17 protein-coding genes and 1 riboswitch are annotated in these 17,753 nt (G+C 55.3%); of the genes, 3 read left to right on the top strand and 14 right to left on the bottom strand.

Going from position 1 to position 17,753, the window contains the following annotated elements; translation table 11 throughout:
* Positions 1–9 precede the first annotated feature (9 nt).
* The 3 genes from B3Z17_RS17150 to B3Z17_RS17140 all read right to left on the bottom strand — a co-directional run bounded on the left by B3Z17_RS17150 (position 10) and on the right by B3Z17_RS17140 (position 3,049).
* A complete protein-coding gene (locus B3Z17_RS17150; RefSeq protein WP_286830938.1) occupies positions 10–843 on the bottom strand; it encodes an alpha/beta fold hydrolase in 834 nt (277 codons plus the stop codon).
* Between the two features lie 66 nt (positions 844–909).
* On the bottom strand, positions 910–1,980 hold the full coding sequence (locus B3Z17_RS17145) for a sulfotransferase (RefSeq protein WP_286830937.1): 1,071 nt from the start codon (positions 1,978–1,980) through the stop codon (positions 910–912).
* 1 nt (position 1,981) lies between these two features.
* The gene (locus tag B3Z17_RS17140) at positions 1,982–3,049 is read right to left on the bottom strand and encodes a glycosyltransferase family 4 protein (RefSeq protein WP_286830936.1); all 1,068 of its coding nucleotides are present in this window, start codon (positions 3,047–3,049) and stop codon (positions 1,982–1,984) included.
* Positions 3,050–3,453: 404 nt separating this feature from the next.
* On the opposite strand from B3Z17_RS17140, the gene B3Z17_RS17135 reads away from it, so the two are divergent.
* Entirely contained in the window at positions 3,454–3,687 is a 234-nt protein-coding gene (locus B3Z17_RS17135; protein ID WP_068306936.1) for a BolA family protein, read from the top strand.
* Positions 3,688–3,812: 125 nt separating this feature from the next.
* A complete protein-coding gene (gene grxD, locus B3Z17_RS17130; RefSeq protein WP_068306937.1) occupies positions 3,813–4,142 on the top strand; it encodes a Grx4 family monothiol glutaredoxin in 330 nt (109 codons plus the stop codon).
* A gap of 67 nt (positions 4,143–4,209) precedes the next feature.
* On the opposite strand, the gene B3Z17_RS17125 is transcribed toward grxD, so the two are convergent.
* Complete coding sequence (locus B3Z17_RS17125; protein WP_286830935.1) at positions 4,210–4,989, bottom strand: class I SAM-dependent methyltransferase; 780 nt, start codon at positions 4,987–4,989, stop codon at positions 4,210–4,212.
* 132 nt (positions 4,990–5,121) lie between these two features.
* Entirely contained in the window at positions 5,122–5,640 is a 519-nt protein-coding gene (locus B3Z17_RS17120) for a DUF3291 domain-containing protein (RefSeq protein WP_286830934.1), read from the bottom strand.
* A gap of 249 nt (positions 5,641–5,889) precedes the next feature.
* Here B3Z17_RS17120 and B3Z17_RS17115 point away from each other — a divergent pair, with 249 nt between their 5' ends.
* Positions 5,890–6,801 (top strand): sulfite exporter TauE/SafE family protein, encoded by a 912-nt coding sequence (locus B3Z17_RS17115; protein ID WP_286830933.1) that lies wholly within the window; start codon positions 5,890–5,892, stop codon positions 6,799–6,801.
* A gap of 230 nt (positions 6,802–7,031) precedes the next feature.
* Here B3Z17_RS17115 and B3Z17_RS17110 read toward each other — a convergent pair whose 3' ends face one another.
* The 9 genes from B3Z17_RS17110 to B3Z17_RS17070 all read right to left on the bottom strand — a co-directional run bounded on the left by B3Z17_RS17110 (position 7,032) and on the right by B3Z17_RS17070 (position 17,705).
* Positions 7,032–7,754 carry a cytochrome b/b6 domain-containing protein gene (locus tag B3Z17_RS17110; RefSeq protein WP_286830932.1) on the bottom strand — a complete coding sequence of 241 codons (723 nt, stop codon included), beginning with the start codon at positions 7,752–7,754 and terminating at the stop codon, positions 7,032–7,034.
* A gap of 98 nt (positions 7,755–7,852) precedes the next feature.
* Positions 7,853–8,107, bottom strand: coding sequence for a hypothetical protein (locus tag B3Z17_RS17105; RefSeq protein ID WP_068306941.1), 255 nt, complete (start codon positions 8,105–8,107; stop codon positions 7,853–7,855).
* Between the two features lie 248 nt (positions 8,108–8,355).
* Positions 8,356–10,053 (bottom strand): AIPR family protein, encoded by a 1,698-nt coding sequence (locus B3Z17_RS17100; RefSeq protein ID WP_286830931.1) that lies wholly within the window; start codon positions 10,051–10,053, stop codon positions 8,356–8,358.
* A 255-nt stretch (positions 10,054–10,308) separates the two neighbouring features.
* The gene (locus B3Z17_RS17095) at positions 10,309–11,142 is read right to left on the bottom strand and encodes a class I SAM-dependent methyltransferase (protein ID WP_286830930.1); all 834 of its coding nucleotides are present in this window, start codon (positions 11,140–11,142) and stop codon (positions 10,309–10,311) included.
* Positions 11,143–11,152: 10 nt separating this feature from the next.
* Positions 11,153–11,992 carry a class I SAM-dependent methyltransferase gene (locus B3Z17_RS17090; protein ID WP_286830929.1) on the bottom strand — a complete coding sequence of 280 codons (840 nt, stop codon included), beginning with the start codon at positions 11,990–11,992 and terminating at the stop codon, positions 11,153–11,155.
* A 137-nt stretch (positions 11,993–12,129) separates the two neighbouring features.
* The gene (locus tag B3Z17_RS17085) at positions 12,130–12,492 is read right to left on the bottom strand and encodes a hypothetical protein (RefSeq protein ID WP_286830928.1); all 363 of its coding nucleotides are present in this window, start codon (positions 12,490–12,492) and stop codon (positions 12,130–12,132) included.
* 76 nt (positions 12,493–12,568) lie between these two features.
* On the bottom strand, positions 12,569–14,407 hold the full coding sequence (thiC, locus tag B3Z17_RS17080) for a phosphomethylpyrimidine synthase ThiC (protein WP_286830927.1): 1,839 nt from the start codon (positions 14,405–14,407) through the stop codon (positions 12,569–12,571).
* Positions 14,402–14,561: riboswitch (TPP riboswitch) on the bottom strand. (Overlaps the previous gene by 6 nt.)
* 94 nt (positions 14,562–14,655) lie before the next feature.
* On the bottom strand, positions 14,656–15,393 hold the full coding sequence (locus B3Z17_RS17075; RefSeq protein WP_286830926.1) for a TorF family putative porin: 738 nt from the start codon (positions 15,391–15,393) through the stop codon (positions 14,656–14,658).
* 65 nt (positions 15,394–15,458) lie between these two features.
* Complete coding sequence (locus B3Z17_RS17070; RefSeq protein WP_286830925.1) at positions 15,459–17,705, bottom strand: methyl-accepting chemotaxis protein; 2,247 nt, start codon at positions 17,703–17,705, stop codon at positions 15,459–15,461.
* Positions 17,706–17,753 lie beyond the last annotated feature (48 nt).

Genomic DNA, 17,753 nt, shown 5'->3' with positions numbered 1-17,753 from the left:
AGAATTTGCTCAGCCCATCCAGCTCACGATTTCGCGAACCACGCCGTCAGGCCGACGCGCCCAGTCAAAATGGCCAAGATACTCGCCCTGTTCCGCTGCCGTCAGCTTGCGACCTGTCAGGTCTGCCGATTTGAAGCAGCTACGGCTGAACGCAACAGCTGTATCGGGGGCCAGACCATCCCTCTCGAACGCCAGCGACAGCACCCGCCCCTCATAGCCCGCAATCGCGTCCATGGCATCTGGTGTTGCGGGGCCATCATAGCTGCCGCCCATGGCCCAGTCGCGCCAATCCAGCATCAACTGCCTGTATTCCCGCCCGCCAAAGCCCAGTCGGTCTCCCGGGAAATGGCCCACAAGGGCCATCAGCGCCGGCAGCATGCGACAAAGCCATTTGATCTGCCGCGCCCGCTTCGCGGGAAACAAGCCCTGGTAGGGAAACCCGCACGCAAGATGCACCACGCCCGCAATATCGTCTCGCTGGCCCGCTGTTATGGAACTCAGGTGCCCGCCAAGGCTGTGGCCGCCCAGAAACAAGGGGGCATCAGGGAACAGGTTTTGTGTGTGATCGATAGCCGCGGGAATATCATCGTTCAGAAAAGCATTGAGGCCGAAGGTTTGGCCTCGCCCGGCCCTGTAGGGGCTTTCGCCGTGGCCCCGTTGTTCAAACACGCACACCCCGACCCCGGCACCCGCCAACCCTTCCGCCAACCGGCGGTAGAAGCGTGCCTGCACACCAAGGGCCGGCAACAACAGCAGCGCCGCCCTTGGCTCCCCCTCGGGTTCAAATGACCATACAGGGACAGAGACCCCGCGGCCGTTATCGATGTTCGTCCAGTCCCCCATATGTGCCTTCCATTTATCAAACTGATCAGTCTCGTAAATGGACGCTAGCGACTTTGGGGATCAGAATCAATCCTGATCCGGATTGGGGAGGTGTGCTTTCAGAAGGGCCTCTGCGGCAGCTTCCTCTGCTGTGTAAAAGTCCGCGTCGACACTGTGGTCATAGCCTTCCTGCCGCGGCGCCATCAGGCCCTCAAGCGGGCTCAGGTCAAATGGGCACACTTTGGGCACTATGGGTGTGCCCTTTTGCGATTTTTGGGCACTATGGGTGTGCCCATTTTCCATTAAAAGATGCCCTATTGTGCCGGCAAAATCGGCGCACAGGGCCTCGTAACTGATAGACGTGTGGGCCCATTCAGCCGCGAACAGATCAGAGAAGCGCGAGAGCAGGTAATGCACCCGGTAGGGATGAGTTTTCCGCGCGTCTGCAAGCAGCCACGGGTAGCTGATCGCCAGATCCCGATACCAGGGCAAAAGGTAAAAATGGCAGTGATCAGAATAAGTTATCAGATTCCAGTCACGATTATTCGCGGTCCCCTTCAGTGTCGATCGCCAGCTGTCGCGCGGGTTTCTGCGCAGGTGCAGAATGCTGGCATCCGGGAATTTGGCGCGCAAAAATGGCAGGCGAAAATCGACCCGGTTGAACTGCAGAACAGGCCTCTCCGCAGCATGTGAAATCAGCGCGGCGATGTATTTTTCAAGGGCACTCGAATGGGCACTATGGCCCATGGCCAGATTCCGATAGGTCCATTTTTCCGAAAACAGCGCAGACAGATGCTTCAACCCCTTGTAATTATTATGGTAATTCTGGACACCCCGATGAGTCTCGTCTGTGCCCTCGCCGCGCGTAGAAGGGTCAAACCAGCGCCTTTCATTCAGCGGCTCATAATAGGCGGTGAAGCCCGCGAGCCGGTCGAAGGCCTGCCACAACAGGGTTGATCCGCTCCGGAAGCGGGCCGTGATGAAAATCGCGCCATTTTCACCCAACACCCTGTTTTCATTAGGGAAATACCCTGCAGGCCGATAGCGCGGCAACGGCGCGGTGGGTCGGAACAGGCCAAGCGTACGGGCGGTGATTTGCTCCAAAGCCGAATGGCCGGCCAACCGTCGCATCAAGCGGTGTTGCAAAAGTTCACGCACGTCAACCCTCGCCCCGTAAGCGCTTGAAAAACTTCAGCAATTGATCTGCCTTGCTGTCCCATCCCTGGGTCAGGGCATGGGCGTGCGCGGCCTCAGCCATGCGTTTGCGCGTTACTTCGTCATTCAGCAGGTCGGTGATGGCATAGGCCACAGCGCCAACATCCTCGCCGTCCACCGACCGGCCGGTTTGACCGTCCAGGATGGCGTCCACAGCGCCGCCGGCCTTGCCACCAACACTGGGCGTACCTGCCGCTGCGGCCTCCAGAAACACCAGGCCGAAGCCTTCGGTGTCACCGTCAGGCATGGTGCGGTTGGGCATCGCAAACAGGTCGGCACTGGCATAAAGGGACGGCAGCATCTCATCCTTTACAAAGCCCAGCATATGGACGCTGGCGTTCATTTCTGGCCGTTCTGCGGCAGCCTTCAACGCCTCCGAAAGTGGCCCCGTGCCTGCGATTGCGAGCTGAGCGCCGGGTACAGCGGCCAGGATGCGGGGCCAGGCCTCAATAAGGACGTCAAAGCCTTTCCGTGGCACCAGGCGACCGACCGCAAGCACCAGCGGGCCATGCCCCAGCCCGAAGTGGGGCCGCACATTTTCCTTCGGCAACCGGTCGTATGTATCCAGGTCCACGCCGTTGGTGACCAGCTCGATGCGCTCCGGGTCCACGCCGTATTTGCTCGTCAGCAGGCCCGCCGTAAAGCTGCTCACGGCCACGACGCCGTCCGCGGTCTTCAGGGCCCTCCGTCGGCGCTCCTCCGCCCGAGCCGAATAGCAGGCCTGCGATATTTCTTCGCCGTGGGTATAGATCACGATTTTGGTGTCCGGGAAGATCGCCCGCAAGGGTTCCACCAGCCAGCCAAGCGCGTCCAGTGCCCCTAAGATAATGGTTTGATAGGATTTTTCCAACGATGTCTGTTTCAAGTAGGCGATGACTTTACGCCTCAGCAGCCTGTCCTGCACCGCCATCCAGGCGCGTCTCAACACGCCCACCCGTCCGTTCACCAGCGGCGGGCGCAGCTCTTCGATCCTGGTAATCGAATAAAGGGCACTATGGTCAAACTCCCCCACCCCCTCAACAATTTGGCCCGTCGTATAGTCTTTTAAGGCGGTAAAAACTTCAAATTCATCCGGCTTGGAGGTAGCGACAGCATCATAGACAGTTTGAGCCCCACCGACCAAAGGGCAGTAATGTGTTGTTATAATTAAATTATTCTTGTTCGCTTTCACGAGCACAATTCCCCATTTGCCGCAGCAGCCAGATTGAGCCCTTCAGCGACGTAGCAGTCAACCGGTATTTTTTTGCGTATGCGTCATACGGGAAGTTGCCATTTTTCTTGCTGGAATATCCCAAAAGGATTGAAAGCAGCAAAGGTCGTGGTTAAAAAGGCAGCAAGCGGCTTGGATGCGTACATGCTATAAGAAGTTCGCGGTTATTGAGATATCGCACCAATCGGGTATTCAAGGAAAAACAGATGGCTATGCACGCAGAAGAAATAGAGAATCTGATCAAAGAGGGCTTGCCAGGCGCAAAAGTTCACATCGAGGATCTACGCGGCGACGGCGACCATTATGCGGCACATGTTGTCTATGATGGCTTTAAGGGTTTGTCGCGTGTCCAGCAGCACCAACTTGTGTACAAAAGCCTCAAGGGCCGTATGGGCGGCGAACTACACGCCCTCGCGCTCCAGACGAGCGCCCCCGAATAAGCGTCTCATCGCCTCCGCCACTGCTAAACCGGATAAGAATTATCACATTTTAACGCACAGCCCCTTGGAAAGTACACCAAGGAAGATTACTTGTAGCGAAGATGATTAAGTTAAAGGACGACGTAATGAGTGAAAATCCAGTGTTTGATCGAATCAAAGAATACGTCAACAAGGACGATGTAGTGCTGTTCATGAAAGGCACGCCAATCTTTCCTCAGTGCGGCTTCTCGAGTGTAGTTTCTCAGGTACTGACCCATGTCGGCGTACCATTTGAAACATACAATGTCCTAGAAGACTTTGACCTTCGCGAAGGTATCAAGGAATTTTCTGATTGGCCAACCATTCCGCAGCTGTATGTTAAGGGCGAGTTTGTTGGTGGCTGCGATATTGTTCGTGAAATGTTTGAATCAGGTGAATTGCAGCAGCTTCTCAAGGAACAAGGCCTTGCTGAGTAGTTAACTCAAAGCTTTAAATGCAAATCCAGAGGCGCCCGGTAGTTGGCGCCTCTTGCTTTTTGAGCCGCTATTTTTCAAATAGATATACAAATCGGCTTGTTTTCCCTTTGATCTCTGCATTGAAAGGAGACAACGTTAGGCTATCGCCTAGGTTAATAAGTATATCTGATTCAGCAACTAATTGAAAACCAACGCTCTCCATCTGAGCTTTTACTACATTAGGATCAATGCGGTGAAGGCGATCGAAGTCGTTGGGCCCTGCCCCTGCGGGGGCGACATGGTCGATGACAAGCACCTTCCCGCCTTCTTTCATCACCCGGTATAAGGACTGTAGAACAGCGTCCACATCTTCGTATCCGCCCCCTGGGCGAGCCTCGTGAGAAAAATAATAATCATGGTAGGCCAAGACGGAGAATGCCACATCCACGCTATTCGCCGCGATACCAAAAGTTTCTTTATTTTCATGGAGTTGCACAACGTTCGGCAGGCGGTTCTCGGCATAGCGGGCAGGCTCTGTTTCTTTCATAAAGGCCCAGTAAACAGCACCATTATGAGCATAAACCTTGCCGGTTTCACCGACAGCCCGGGACAGGATTTCAGTGTAGAATCCGCCTGCGGAGTTGATGTCTAGGACTGTTGTGCCCGGCTTTACCCCAGCAAATTCAAGGATTTCAGCCGGTTTGCGCTGGCTGTCGCGTGCGCGGTCTGCCGCTGGCCTCTCAGGGCTGTTGACCGCCGCCTGGATCGCGTCCGCGTGATGCTCTGCCTGAACCGTCGCCGGCCCCATGAACGCGGCCCCAAGCGCCAGGGCGGCGGCGCCCGCACGTAAAGAATTTCTAATCATCATCTGATGTCCCCACTCGTTTCAAGTTCATCCCTAGTTTATGAGCATGCGCGCCAGCACGCAATACGCCAGAGGAAAGCGATGAACTGAGCCAAAAGTAGGACAAATAGCCCTATGGCAGTTTCGATACTGGCGCTATACCGACACGAGCGCAGGCTTGCCGGTCACCGGCTCCCCGTCCGGGCCAAAGGCCCGCTTGAAGGTAAAGGCCATCGGCGTCGGGCCATTTTCCCGCAAGTATTCCAGATGCCTGGCGGCCTCATCAAGGCCGGGACGGTGGCCTTTGGGCACCCACCACAGCACCATATGCCCTTCGGACGGCATGTGAAACCACTCTTTCCGGCGCGCCAGATAATCGGTGTGGGCGGTCTTGTAGACATAGTTGAACAGGCTTTCCCGGTCCCGCCACACGCTGAGATTCGGCAGGGTTTCCGCGTCAAACAATGAGAAGGACATGGCGCTGCCCGTCTCGTCCTTGAGCCGCCAGACGAAGCCATCCGACTGTTCGGCAAGACCATTGATATGATCCAGCGCGCCAATGAAATCAGCCATTTCGGGACTGTCCTTGGCATATCTGATCTTGCCCACGTTAAGCTGAGCTAACTCGAAATCCGATGCATCAAAGGCCTTTTTGGGGTCGTCATCACGCGGCATTTCGCCCTCCGTTTTATCCTCACCTAGCTATAGAGATGGGCACACAGGCGCCTGCATTAAAGCCACGATTTCTTCATGAAAGCATGAGCTTTTCTATTGAACGGAAGGCGAAAAAATGGGCACACTGGTAGTGCCCTTATGGCACAAAAGGGCACACCCATAGTGCCCATCGTGTGCCCTTTTTCTGTACCGAGGTTTTTCGACCCCATGGACACCCCCACGAGCCACACCGGAACGCCTGCGAAACGAATGCCCGCAAAGCCGCGCTGGCTGCGGCGTCTCACGGCCGGAGCTGCCGCCGTCATGGTGGCGGCCTATGGGGGCCTGGTGATGAATACGGACCATAGTGCCCTCACGGCCCTTGAGGGCCTATTTCTGTACCTTGTGGGCTTCGGGGCTGCCACCATCGCCAACTCAACCGGTGTGGGCGGCGGCGTCGTGTTCCTGCCGGCCTTCGAGTATCTCGGCGCAGGCGGCCATATTGCCATCGTCGCCGGCCAGATTGTGGGCATGAGCTTCATCATCCAGTCGTTCGGCATGTCGACCGGGTGCCTCAGGTGGCTGCACCGCATCCACGACCCCAGAGGCACCGACACTGGCGTACCGCCCACTGTATTCCTGCGCATGCTGGGCCTGGTGTTGGCATGTGCCCTGCCCGCCATGCTGATCACCCAGAGCCTGCACACCAGCCCGCCGGAAGCCATTCTGTGGGCCTTCAAGACTGTTTCCGTGGCGCTGGGGCTGCTGGTGCTGATAACCAGCTGGCTGGGGCGCGGCCGGTTGCAGAACCGGTCCCACCCAACCCGCGCTGATTATGCCCTGCTTGCGCTGCTCAGCGTCATCGGGGGTATCGCAACCGCCTTTTTCAGTGTCGGGGTGGGCGAACTGGTGGCGCTTTACCTGTTCACCCGAAACTTTCCGCTGATCACAACCGCCGCCCTTGCGGTCATCGCCAGCGCCGTCAGCGTGCTTTTTGGCGTGTGGGACCATCTGCTTTCCGGGCCCCAGCCGTGGGACATCCTGATGTATGTCATCCCCGGCGCGATCACCGGCGGCATCATTGCCCGCTCTTTCGCGGAAATGCTGGGGCCGGTGCGCCTTAAGGTTTTTGCCGCAAGCTGGATTACCCTATCTTCCACCTATCTTCTTCTCATCAGTTAGGGCAAGGCCAATTGGAGGCTTGCTTATCAGCAGCCTATTCGGGCTCCTGCCGGTCCGGCTCGCGACTGCAGCCTGGATGGCCTCGCGCAAATGACCAGGCGAAGGCCTGATGGCGGACGAGCGTTTTTCTGACCCGTTTATCGCCCGATAGGTCTCAGGTAAAAAAAGCGAAAAGGCGGCGTTTTCTGTGCCGCCTTTTTCTTGCCAATCTCAGGTGCCTGTTTTTGGCATCAGTCTTCGATGTCAGCGGGTTTTTCCGCGAATACCTTGCGGCCAGTAAACATGGCCGAGACAATGCCGCCCCCATGGCGAATTTCTGTCCAGACCACTGCAGCGATATGCAGCACAATCAGCCCCAACAGGACGAAGAAAACAATCTCGTGGGTGTCAATGAAGGGACTTCGAAACGCGCGCATGTCTTGGTAGGCTGCGGCATCAACCATATCCTTGGCATAGGGCACAAGGCTTGCGGGCTCTACCCCGTCTGCCGCGACCCATTCTGCGATCATACCGCCAAAGGGTGGGAAATAGATATCGGTGCCCGCCAGCACAAGGCCGGTCACGGCCTGTACGGTCATGAGCAACAGCAGCGCCGTCACGGCCAACCGCCCCATGGGATTGTGGCCCAGCCAGGCTGTCTTGTTGCCTGACCGATAGGCCTTGAGGTGAGCGCCATAGCCCTTGCCAAACGGCAGTATTTTGCTGAACCGGGCGTAGGTACCACCGATAAAGCCCCAGATGAGCCGCCAGAACAGATTGGCCGCGAACACATAGCCCGCGTACACATGCACTTCCTTGGCGAAAATCTTGCCTTCAGTGGAAAGCCCAAACGCCTTGCCGTTATAGATGACAAGCCCAACAGCAATCAGCACAAGAATGCTGAGGAAGTTGACCCAGTGGAACAGGCGTGTTGTGCGGTCCCACACTTGGTAGCTTTTCATATGGTTGAACACTGGCGCGCCCCCTTTCATTAATGCATTGGATTAATGAAAGCAGGATATCAGGCATCCTGGCTGCGATAAAGGCGGATCGGTGCGCTTATTGGTCGCGTTCAGTCGTCACCTTGATCTGCACGGGCCTGACGTTCAAGCATCACGCCGTAGATGGACCCACCCATCACACCAAGCCCCATACCAATGGAAATCCCAAGTGGCATCCCCACGGCCATATCATTCATTACGCTTCCGAAAGCAGCCCCGAGAGCCGAGCCTACGCCAGCCCCCAGCGAACAGCCGAGCCCCACAGCCATGGCCTTTTGCTTGTCAAGCGCGCGCCGGGCTTCCTTGTCAGTTTGAATATCAGGCATGTATCCCCCCGATAGTATCCCCTTATTGTCCCCACGGCGCTTATAGCAAACTTTTAGACAAATTGCGAATGGATGTGAGTCCCCTCCGGGATGGATGCCGCTAATTGGTTCGGGATTGGTTAACCTGTTGCCCCTACGAACTTCGCAATTGCCGAATGACCGAAACCGGGAGTTCAACTTGAAACCAAGAAAAAAATGACCGGATATACTGCTATGAGGTGATCCTTGTGTTTGAACGAGCCCAATAGTTAGAGAAGTGCATCGACATTGCTGAGGATTGTAGCTGTCAAAGGCTGAGATTTTAATAGGTCTCTTGAAATATCAGGATCTGGTATCGCCTGATGTACAAGTGTATCGAGTTTTTCAAACCAATCACCCTCATAATACGAAAACAAGTTATACAGAGCTTCGTTCTTGCTTTGACAACCGAGATCCTTGAACTTTGCTTTACAATATTTAGATGCAGCACACATAATGTGCCAACGAAGCTTTGAGTAGCGCCCATCAAATTTCTTGTTGGAAACTAGCCCCTTCAATCTGTAATGGGCATAGCATGCGGTATAGTAATCTTCCTCAGCATGCCCTGACCTAAATACGTCGTTTAACAATTCACCTGTAAGTCTATTGGGATAGCGGCTCGCTAGATCTGGACGCATCATAGAAATAGCTGCATAACACCGAGCAGTTTCGCGGACGTCAAAAATACGCATTGGCGCAACATTTTCAACGCGGTATTGGCCTTTTCTCCTTTCGAAATAGAGCCTATTTGATTCTTCAGCTCCCCGCGCATTGAAAAAGCGCTCTAAATCCCTAAGAACATTTAGGGTGGAAGTAAACTGCGCGTCCTCAACCTTGGACTGTCTGTTAGTTGCACGAACTATGTCATCAATAACAGCAGGTTCATCAGCCTCAATAAGTTTGACCATCAGGCTAACGCTGTCATCTACCTCTTCGTCTAAAGCGATAAGAACATTAGATGTTTGGCAACCATTCACAATCTGGAAGTCTCTTACAAAAATCTCTTGTCCCGCAGGACGCACACTTGACGCAACAATCGTAATACCATTGTTCATCATGCCGAAACGGGACTTTTTTTCCGCTTCCCGAAGTGTTTGGGAAATCTCTGAATTAACCTCAGCATCAACCCCAAGAAAGTCCCTAACATTTTCTTCAAACAGTTTCTTTCGAGTGGTTCCATCGCTATTTTTTAGAACGGTATCGATGAAGTTTCTCGCCGAAACCGTTGCTACATACGCATTATTAATATCTGGGGCCGTGGGAAAAGGGGCATAACCTACAGTTGCCAATCGTGCCTCCACAGGCCCATCGGCACTCAACCATAACTGGTGAATGTAGTCACGGTGTGCCTTAACGTATTTCGTCTCATGCGAATACCCCAATCTCGTTAACGCAGCTTCGCCGATAGAGAATGCAGCATTTATCTCGGTAGCATCCGTGTCAGCCGCTCCCGAAAGGAAGTATGCATGAATATTTGGCAGTCCATTCTTAATGCGCCCAATGTTCTTATAAAGTAACTGAAACATCTCCCTAAAGTCTCGAAGATATTGAGAAAGAGGTTGCGCAGGGACTTCAGACAACAAGTCCGTAATTGCAGCAACAAATGAATCGACTTCCAGCTTAGACCAGCTTGTAGATGTCTTTGCTTGTGTTAAAACAATGGAAACTTGATACTCTCTACGACTATTGTCGAATATCCCCGCTAGCTCCTCCTTGGAAAATACAGCCCGATCATCTAAGAACAGCATAGCGCCATCAATTCCAGGGTCTGCCCCTTCATACACAAGGTCAGTAACTTCTACACGGTCAGCTGAATACTTTGAAAATACGCAGTAATTTACGAAAGCTTCAAAATTTTTTGTAACCTCAAAAGAAGCACCAAAATCCTGACAAAAGGTGTCGAAGTAAGATTGTGTAACGAGATGCATATTTTTAAACCCTGATAATTTTGAGCAATGACAGCGCCCTCAGATTACCTCAAATTAGCCGCCCTACAACAATTATTGATTGTAGTGATCAATTCACACCAAGGGCTTTGGCAAGTTTTAGTTGTTTGACACAATAAGGTAGGTCATAAGGACCGCCTAAGTCTGTTCGTCACTCACCGGATTGACCGGTGAGTCTATGATTTCCGCCATTATGGATTCGCCGATCAGGTCGGCGAATGGCGAAGAGCGCGCTCCCTATTCCGGCTTGCGGAACTTGAGCGTCATACGGTCGCTTTCGCCAATATGATCATTCTCGCCAGACCTGTTGGAGGGCGGCAAGCGCCAGACCTGGTCCCCTTCCGTGGGCTGGTCCTTCGGGTTGGCGTTCACCTCGCTTGTGGCCTTGAGAACAAAGCCTGCGGCCTCGATCTCACGGATCAGGGCAGACTGCTTTACATAGCCATTATAGCCCCGCGCCCATTCATCCGAGGCATCTTCAGGTGCCCGGTGTTGCACAACCCCGAAAACGCCGCCCGGCTTCAACGCCTTGAAAATGCCGGTGAGTGCCCGCTGCAAATGGCCGTCCACACGGGTTGCCAGATGCAGCGTCCGGATCGCCAGAACAGCGTCCAACTGGCCCTCAATGCGCGCCGGGACATCATCCATGCGGAAGGCATCGACCTTTGCGTCCCCTGCGCTGCGCCAGCCTTCCGCCCGTTCGCGGAAGCGGCCAACCCAGGTCTCCTGGTCAGCAATATATTTGTCCGGGTCGTCAGCAAAGCGGCTGTAATCCCGCCAGGATTCCATATTGAGGTCCGCGCCCACATAAGTGCCCTTTTCCCCAAGGTACGGCAGCAAGATACCGCCATACCATTCCTGTCCTGGAAGGAAATCGGCCACTTTCATCCCCGGTTTGACACCGAAAAATTCAAGCGTTTCCTTGGGGTGGCGATACTTGTAGCGCGCCTTCATATGGTCTGGCTGCGCGGCCAGAACCTGATCCAGCTTTGTGGATGCGTCAGATGCAGCAACACTGCCCGCCCCAAAACCGCAAAGGCCAAATAAAGCCGCGATCAAAAGCCTTTTCATCTATCTGGCCCTATTCCGGCTTGCGGAACTTGAGGGTCATACGGTCGCTTTCGCCAATGTCTTTTGCGTCACCCGATGGTGGCAGGCGCCAAACATAATCATTTTCTGTTGGCTGGTCCTTGGGATTGGCGTTCATCTCTGATGTTTCAACCAGCTCGAAACCAGCGGCCGTAACAGCCTTGACCACGGCATCCTGCTTGACATAGCCGTTGAAGCCCTTGGCCCACTCATCGCTGTTACCCGCTGGCGCCCGGTGCTGGATGATACCAAGCGTGCCGCCCGGCTTCAGAAGGCGCATGATGTCTGCAAGCGCGCTTGAGAGCGTGCCGCCGGTTTCTTCATGCTTGTGCAGGTGGTGGGTAGCGCGGACCATCAGGAACACATCGACAGAGCCGTCCATCGAGGCCGGGAAATCACCAAACAGGTAGGCGCTGATATCGGCTTCGCTGCCGCTACGCCATTGTTCCGCCGCAGCGGTGAAGCGGGCTGGCCAGCCCTTGTGGTTGGCCAATTTTTCGGCGTCACCCTTCCAGTCGATCGCGCGGTGCGCCAGCGAATATTGCACGCCGATGAGCGCGCCATCGTCGCCCAGGTACGGCAGAAGGATGCGGCTATAGTATTCGCCCGGCAGCGTATCGGCCACTGTCATACCCGGCTTGACGCCGAAGAACTCAAGCGCCTGTTTCGGGTGACGATATTGGTAGCGTGCCTTGATCGCATCGGGCTGGGCCTCGAGCACGGCATCGAGCTTTGCTGAAGCGTCATGGGCATGGTGCTCTGCTGTGGCAGCGCCCGCAAGCATGCCGCCCAGTGATACAGCCACCGCCGCGGCTTTGAATAAAGCTTTCATGAAAGTCCCCCTCTCATTGTTCCAAAATGGTTTGTTTCCGTGAGAGGACCATACCCGCGCGCGTGATGCGCGGCCATAAAACTTGGGGTTAGTTTGGGACACAAATCTGTTATCGGCAGAGGATCACCCACCTTAATCTATTGAGGGCTGTCGAGAGCCTGTCTTCGGTGAGCTTCAAGCGCTGTAATGAAGGCCCTCAACTTGTCTTCGAACAAGCCTTTGCTCATAGACAGACCCGCAATTTCGCCTGAGTTGTCCAACCTATCCAGGGGTTTGGAAGTCGATGCCAGAACCACATCGATTAAGGGATTCTTCTCGTCCGCCGTCCCTGAAGAAGGGTCGACCAGAAATGTCAGAGTGATTTCCCGCCCCCAAGCTTCAAGTACACTTTGAAGATACCAAATTTCCTCGAACCACCAGTCTGAACTGCCTTCAACTCTGGTCAACTCCCACCCTGACGCCTGCAGGTGTTTGAGAATTTGTTGTTTATACTGCTTCACGATAGCCCCAAAAAGAATGAGACCGGAGCAGACGCTCCGGTCTTCAACAGATTCTCAACGACACACCAAGTACGGCTTATTCCGCCGCTTCAACCTCGTCGGCGGGCAGATAGAGGTCGGCCCCGCGCTTGGCGAATTCTTCCGACATCTGCTTCATGCCTGTCTCGGCCTCTTCCTTCTTGGCGGCATAGTCGCGCACATCCTGCGTGATTTTCATCGAACAGAATTTCGGCCCGCACATGGAGCAGAAATGCGCCACCTTGTGGGCTTCCTTCGGCAAGGTCTGGTCGTGGAAATCGCGGGCCCGGTCAGGGTCGAGCGACAGGTTGAACTGATCTTCCCAGCGGAACTCGAACCGTGCGCGGGAAAGCGCGTCGTCACGGATCTGGCTGGCCGGGTGGCCCTTGGCCAGGTCTGCCGCGTGGGCCGCCAGCTTGTAGGTGATCACGCCTTCCTTCACGTCATCGCGGTCCGGCAGGCCAAGGTGTTCCTTGGGCGTCACGTAGCACAGCATCGCCGTGCCGTACCAGCCGATCTGCGCCGCACCGATGGCCGACGTGATATGGTCATAGCCCGGCGCGATATCGGTCGTCAGCGGCCCAAGCGTATAGAAAGGTGCTTCATGGCAGTGCTTCAGCTGCTCTTCCATGTTTTCCTTGATCTTGTGCATCGGCACGTGGCCTGGCCCTTCGATGAAGACCTGCACGTCATGCTCCCACGCGATTTTGGTCAGTTCCCCGAGCGTGCGCAATTCCGCGAACTGGGCTTCGTCGTTGGCATCCGCGATGGAACCGGGACGCAGGCCGTCGCCAAGGCTGAAGGCCACGTCATACTGCTTCAGGATTTTACAGATATCCTCGAAATGGGTGTAGAGGAAGCTTTCCTTATGGTGCGCCAGGCACCATTTGGCCATGATCGAGCCGCCGCGGGACACGATGCCGGTGACGCGCTTGGCCGTCAGGTGGATGAACGGCAGGCGCACGCCGGCGTGGATGGTGAAATAGTCAACGCCCTGCTCGCACTGCTCAATCAATGTATCGCGGTAAATCTCCCACGTCAGGTCTTCGGCGATGCCGTCCACCTTCTCAAGCGCCTGATAGATTGGCACGGTGCCGATGGGCACAGGCGAGTTCCTAATGATCCATTCGCGGGTGTTGTGGATGTTGCGGCCGGTGGAGAGGTCCATCACCGTGTCCGCGCCCCAGCGTGTGGCCCAGACCATCTTGTCCACTTCTTCCGCGATGGAAGAGCTGACAGCCGAGTTACCGATGTTAGCGTTGATCTTCACCAGGAAGTTCCGGCCGATAATCTGTGGCTCGCTTTCCGGGTGGTTGACGTTGTTCACCAGAACCGCACGGCCGCGCGCGATCTCTGAGCGAACGAATTCGCCAGTGATATAATCCGGGATTTCCGCGCCGAAGCTTTCGCCCGAGCGCTCAAGCTTCTCGGCCTGGATTTTGCGGCCCAGGTTTTCGCGGACTGCGACGAACTCCATCTCAGGCGTCACGATGCCTTTGCGGGCATAGTGCATCTGGGTGACATTCATGCCTTCCTTGGCCTTGAGGGGGCGCTTCTTGACCGGGAATTCAGGCGCGAGATATTTGTCTTCCACATTGCCGTTGTCTTCCGGCTTGATGTCGCGGCCTTCATATTCTTCCACGTCACCGCGCGCCAGAATCCACTCCTTGCGCAGCTCAGGCAGGCCCTTGTAGATGTCGATCTCCGCGGTCGGATCGGTGTATGGCCCAGACGTGTCGTAAACGCGCACCGGCACTTCGTTGGCGGTTGGATGCAGGTGGATTTCCCGCATGGGCACGCGCACGCTCGGGTCGTTCTCGCTCCGTACATAGACTTTCTTCGAGCCGGAGATCGGACCGGTGGTGATTTTGAAATCGGTATTGGCTGTATCAGGCATAATAAGCTCCGTTCCTTCGCTGGTGTTAGCCAGATCAGGTTCTAAGGGTCACTGTTATGCGGTCAGATCGCTTGTGAAACCACTCGTGATCGCTGCTTGCAGACTCTCAGCCCTTCACGCCCTTATTGGCAGCGGGGCTCCCCTCGGAACACAGGTGTGTAGGCCCCCGGTGTACGCCTCTTGGGCGACCCGATCAAGAGCAGATTGGTAAGAATTGCCACCAAAAGACACCCCGCTGGGCGCCAGCCCTAGAAACTGGCGCTTAGCCCTGCGACGATGGCGCCTTTGCCAATCCCGGAGACATTAGTGTCAACATAGGACACGCTGAACTCGAATTGCTCGAAAGCATAGGCCACACCCAGACTCCAGTCCCACTTGTCGTCACCAAAGGCGCCGTCCTCATACGCCAGGTGTCCTGCAAGCGACAATGGTGTTTCACCGAGTGGCATGCTGCCATCCAGATACAGGTAGATGTTGTCGGTGCCCCCGACATTATCCTGATCCCATACATAGGCGGCACCCAGCGTCCAGTCCACCGTGTCCTGAACCGTTCCCCCTACGGAGCCATATAGCTCGATATAGTGGGTGCCTGACGACCCTGGGTAAGTATAGGCCAGCACGCCAATATCAGTAGACAGGCCGCCAATCTCAGAGGCATAGCCGGCATAGATGTCCAGCTCGAACTCAGAGCCTTCGTATGACTCGATGGAGCTACCCCAGGTACCTATGTAGAAACCGCTATCGTGCGTGACATCGAAACCACCCTGGATGGCAGGGTCGTGATCAGAAAGACTGAGCCCCCGGAAGCGATATTCACTGACGATCGCCGCGTTGGCAGACAGGCTGAAGCCGGCGCCATCATCGGCTTTCGCTTGAGGCGCGGCAAAAGCCAGCACAACAACACCGCCTGCAGTCAGCAACAAATATCCATGCGCCATGCGTGCTGCAGCAGTCACATTCCTCTTGGCGTTTCTTCTCATAGGCATAGGTTTTTCCTTCCTCAGTGCCGTCATTGACACGATCATTGCGGGGCCCCGTTGCCCCACCGTCCTCAGCGGGTCATCACGCTGCGGACGCTACTCAGGAACTGCTCTACTGACTGCTTGAGAGTGTTGGACACGGACGAAACTTCACCAGAAGCGTCCAGCACCTGCCCCGATGCTGTCATGGTTTCCGAAGCCCCCTGCGCCACGCTGGTGATGTTCTGGTTCACCTCCTGCGTGCCACTGGCGGCTTCCTGAATATTGCGGGCGATCTCATCCGTTGCAGCACGCTGTTGTTCGACCGATGCAGCTACCGCGCTGGCGAGCTCCAGGGTTTCCTGAACCGCCTTTCGGATGTCGGACATAGATACCGTGGCCACCGATGTTTTTTCCTGAACCGAGCGAATCTGTTGCTCGATCTGGTCCGTCGCCTTCGCTGTCTGCCCCGCGAGAGATTTCACCTCTGATGCCACAACGGCAAAGCCCTTGCCGGCATCCCCTGCCCGAGCTGCCTCAATGGTAGCATTGAGCGCAAGCAGGTTCGTCTGTTCGGCGATATCGTTGATCAACTGAACAACCTCTGTAATAGCTGACGAAGCGGCCTCCAATTCATTCATGACCGCGCCTGCCTCTTCCGCCTTCTTCGCGGCCGAAGTATTGGCCTCCGTTGATCGGCTGATCTGTTGCCCGATTTCACTGATGGAAACGCTCAATTCCTCCGTCGCGCTGGCCACCGTCTGAACGTTGACTGTGGCTTCTTCCGCCGCGGAGGCCACCGTGGCCGTCAGCTCGTTGGTGTGTTGTGCCGTGCCACTCATGGACCGGGCTGTACTTTCCAGCTCAGTAGCGGCGGAAGAAACTGTCTCCAGCAATTCAGCAGTCTGTTGATCGAAGCCGAGGATCAGATCAGTCATCTGCTTGGCCATGGCTTCTTTAGCCTCAGCCTCTTCGCGTTCACGAGCGATCTCCGCTTCGCGGCGTTCGGCTGCCTCACGTTCCCTCGCGGCCTCCCTTTCGGCTTTCGCAGCCTCTTCCTGGCGGGCCTCGTCACGCAAGCGCCTGCGTTCAACCAGATTTTCCTTGAAAACTTGCACGGTAGTGGCCATTTCGCCGATTTCGTCATTCAGGTCCTGATAGGGTACGTCAACATCGGAATTCCCTTCGGCCAGCTTGCCCATGACACCAACCATTTTATGAATCGGAACGGTGATGGTCCGGGCGAAGAAGAAACCGCCAACCGCCATCACCAATGCCGCAGCGGTAGCAATCGTCATCATCATCCAGCCGATCCCGACAACAGGTTCTTCCATCTCGGCAACATCAATCTCGCCCAAAAGGACCCATTTGGCGCCAAGGAACTCAAACGGCACATAGGCCGAGACCACGTCGATGCCACGATAGTCTTCCACAATCTCAATGCCCTGTTTGCCGCGCAGCCCAGCATCCACTGTCTGTCCCGTCACGCGGGTCTTCAAAATCGTGCTTTCTTCGGAAAAACGAGAATCAGACCGCATCAAGCGGTCAGAACCTACAATATAGGTTTCACCGCTTTCTCCCATGCCATCGTTCTTTTGCATGATATTATTGATGCGATCGATGGGCATCTGGAACACCAGCACCCCTGCCGTGGAGCCGTCCTCTGCAGGTATGGCCTGTGAAATAAAGCTGGCTGCTGCACCGTGGCTGGGTGCATAGGGTTCAAAATCAAAGAAGCTGTCACTACCGCCGACGCCTTCCTTCAGCGCCGCCTTGAAAGCATTGGCCAGATCCGTATCTCGCCACTCACCGCTATACATGTTGGTGGCATAGTCCAGCTCCTTGAAAACCGAGTAAACAAGATTTCCACCCAGGTCGAACAGAAATACATCATAATAGCCTCGCCGTTGCTGGAGACTGTGGAACCATGGATGGAACTGGACATGTGCCGCGTTATAGGCCGAACCATCACCTGCATCATAGAGTTTGTCTTTTTCGCCGGTTGGGTGGGGATTATCGGTGATATACTGACGTTGAAGGGTATCTTTTGGATTGCCTTCAACCTCTGACCACGCAGCACTGAAGGAAGCCAAAGCCGTTCGGGTGTTTGCATTCTCTGCCACCAGATGCAAGTCCTCCTGAATCGAGGACAGGTAGCCTCCCAGCTCAGACTTGCGAGACGCTAGAACTGCCTCAAGGCGGCTTTTGACCCCGGCCTCCACTTCAGAGCCAGCTTGGTAAAATGCGAAAATAGAAACAGCAGCGGACGTAAGAATTACGATGAGTACGACAACCAAGGGCAGCCGCGTGGCAATTCGCAGACCATTCAGGTGCAACATATAAAGACCTCTTTCGAATGCAGGGCAATCAAAGCAAGGTCGTCTGGC

Source organism: Kordiimonas sp. UBA4487, assembly GCF_002389025.1.
In the GTDB taxonomy this organism is placed as follows: domain Bacteria; phylum Pseudomonadota; class Alphaproteobacteria; order Sphingomonadales; family Kordiimonadaceae; genus Kordiimonas; species Kordiimonas lacus.
This window is presented reverse-complemented; position numbering and strand designations above follow the sequence as displayed.

Coding starts and splice junctions, on each gene's coding strand:
- B3Z17_RS17150 (WP_286830938.1), bottom strand. CDS start 843: ATGGGGGACTGGACGAACATCGATAACGGCCGCGGGGTCTCTGTCCCT.
- B3Z17_RS17135 (WP_068306936.1), top strand. CDS start 3,454: ATGGCTATGCACGCAGAAGAAATAGAGAATCTGATCAAAGAGGGCTTG.
- grxD (WP_068306937.1), top strand. CDS start 3,813: ATGAGTGAAAATCCAGTGTTTGATCGAATCAAAGAATACGTCAACAAG.
- B3Z17_RS17125 (WP_286830935.1), bottom strand. CDS start 4,989: ATGATGATTAGAAATTCTTTACGTGCGGGCGCCGCCGCCCTGGCGCTT.
- B3Z17_RS17120 (WP_286830934.1), bottom strand. CDS start 5,640: ATGCCGCGTGATGACGACCCCAAAAAGGCCTTTGATGCATCGGATTTC.
- B3Z17_RS17115 (WP_286830933.1), top strand. CDS start 5,890: ATGCCCGCAAAGCCGCGCTGGCTGCGGCGTCTCACGGCCGGAGCTGCC.
- B3Z17_RS17105 (WP_068306941.1), bottom strand. CDS start 8,107: ATGCCTGATATTCAAACTGACAAGGAAGCCCGGCGCGCGCTTGACAAG.
- B3Z17_RS17100 (WP_286830931.1), bottom strand. CDS start 10,053: ATGCATCTCGTTACACAATCTTACTTCGACACCTTTTGTCAGGATTTT.
- B3Z17_RS17095 (WP_286830930.1), bottom strand. CDS start 11,142: ATGAAAAGGCTTTTGATCGCGGCTTTATTTGGCCTTTGCGGTTTTGGG.
- B3Z17_RS17090 (WP_286830929.1), bottom strand. CDS start 11,992: ATGAAAGCTTTATTCAAAGCCGCGGCGGTGGCTGTATCACTGGGCGGC.
- thiC (WP_286830927.1), bottom strand. CDS start 14,407: ATGCCTGATACAGCCAATACCGATTTCAAAATCACCACCGGTCCGATC.
- B3Z17_RS17075 (WP_286830926.1), bottom strand. CDS start 15,393: ATGCCTATGAGAAGAAACGCCAAGAGGAATGTGACTGCTGCAGCACGC.
- B3Z17_RS17070 (WP_286830925.1), bottom strand. CDS start 17,705: ATGTTGCACCTGAATGGTCTGCGAATTGCCACGCGGCTGCCCTTGGTT.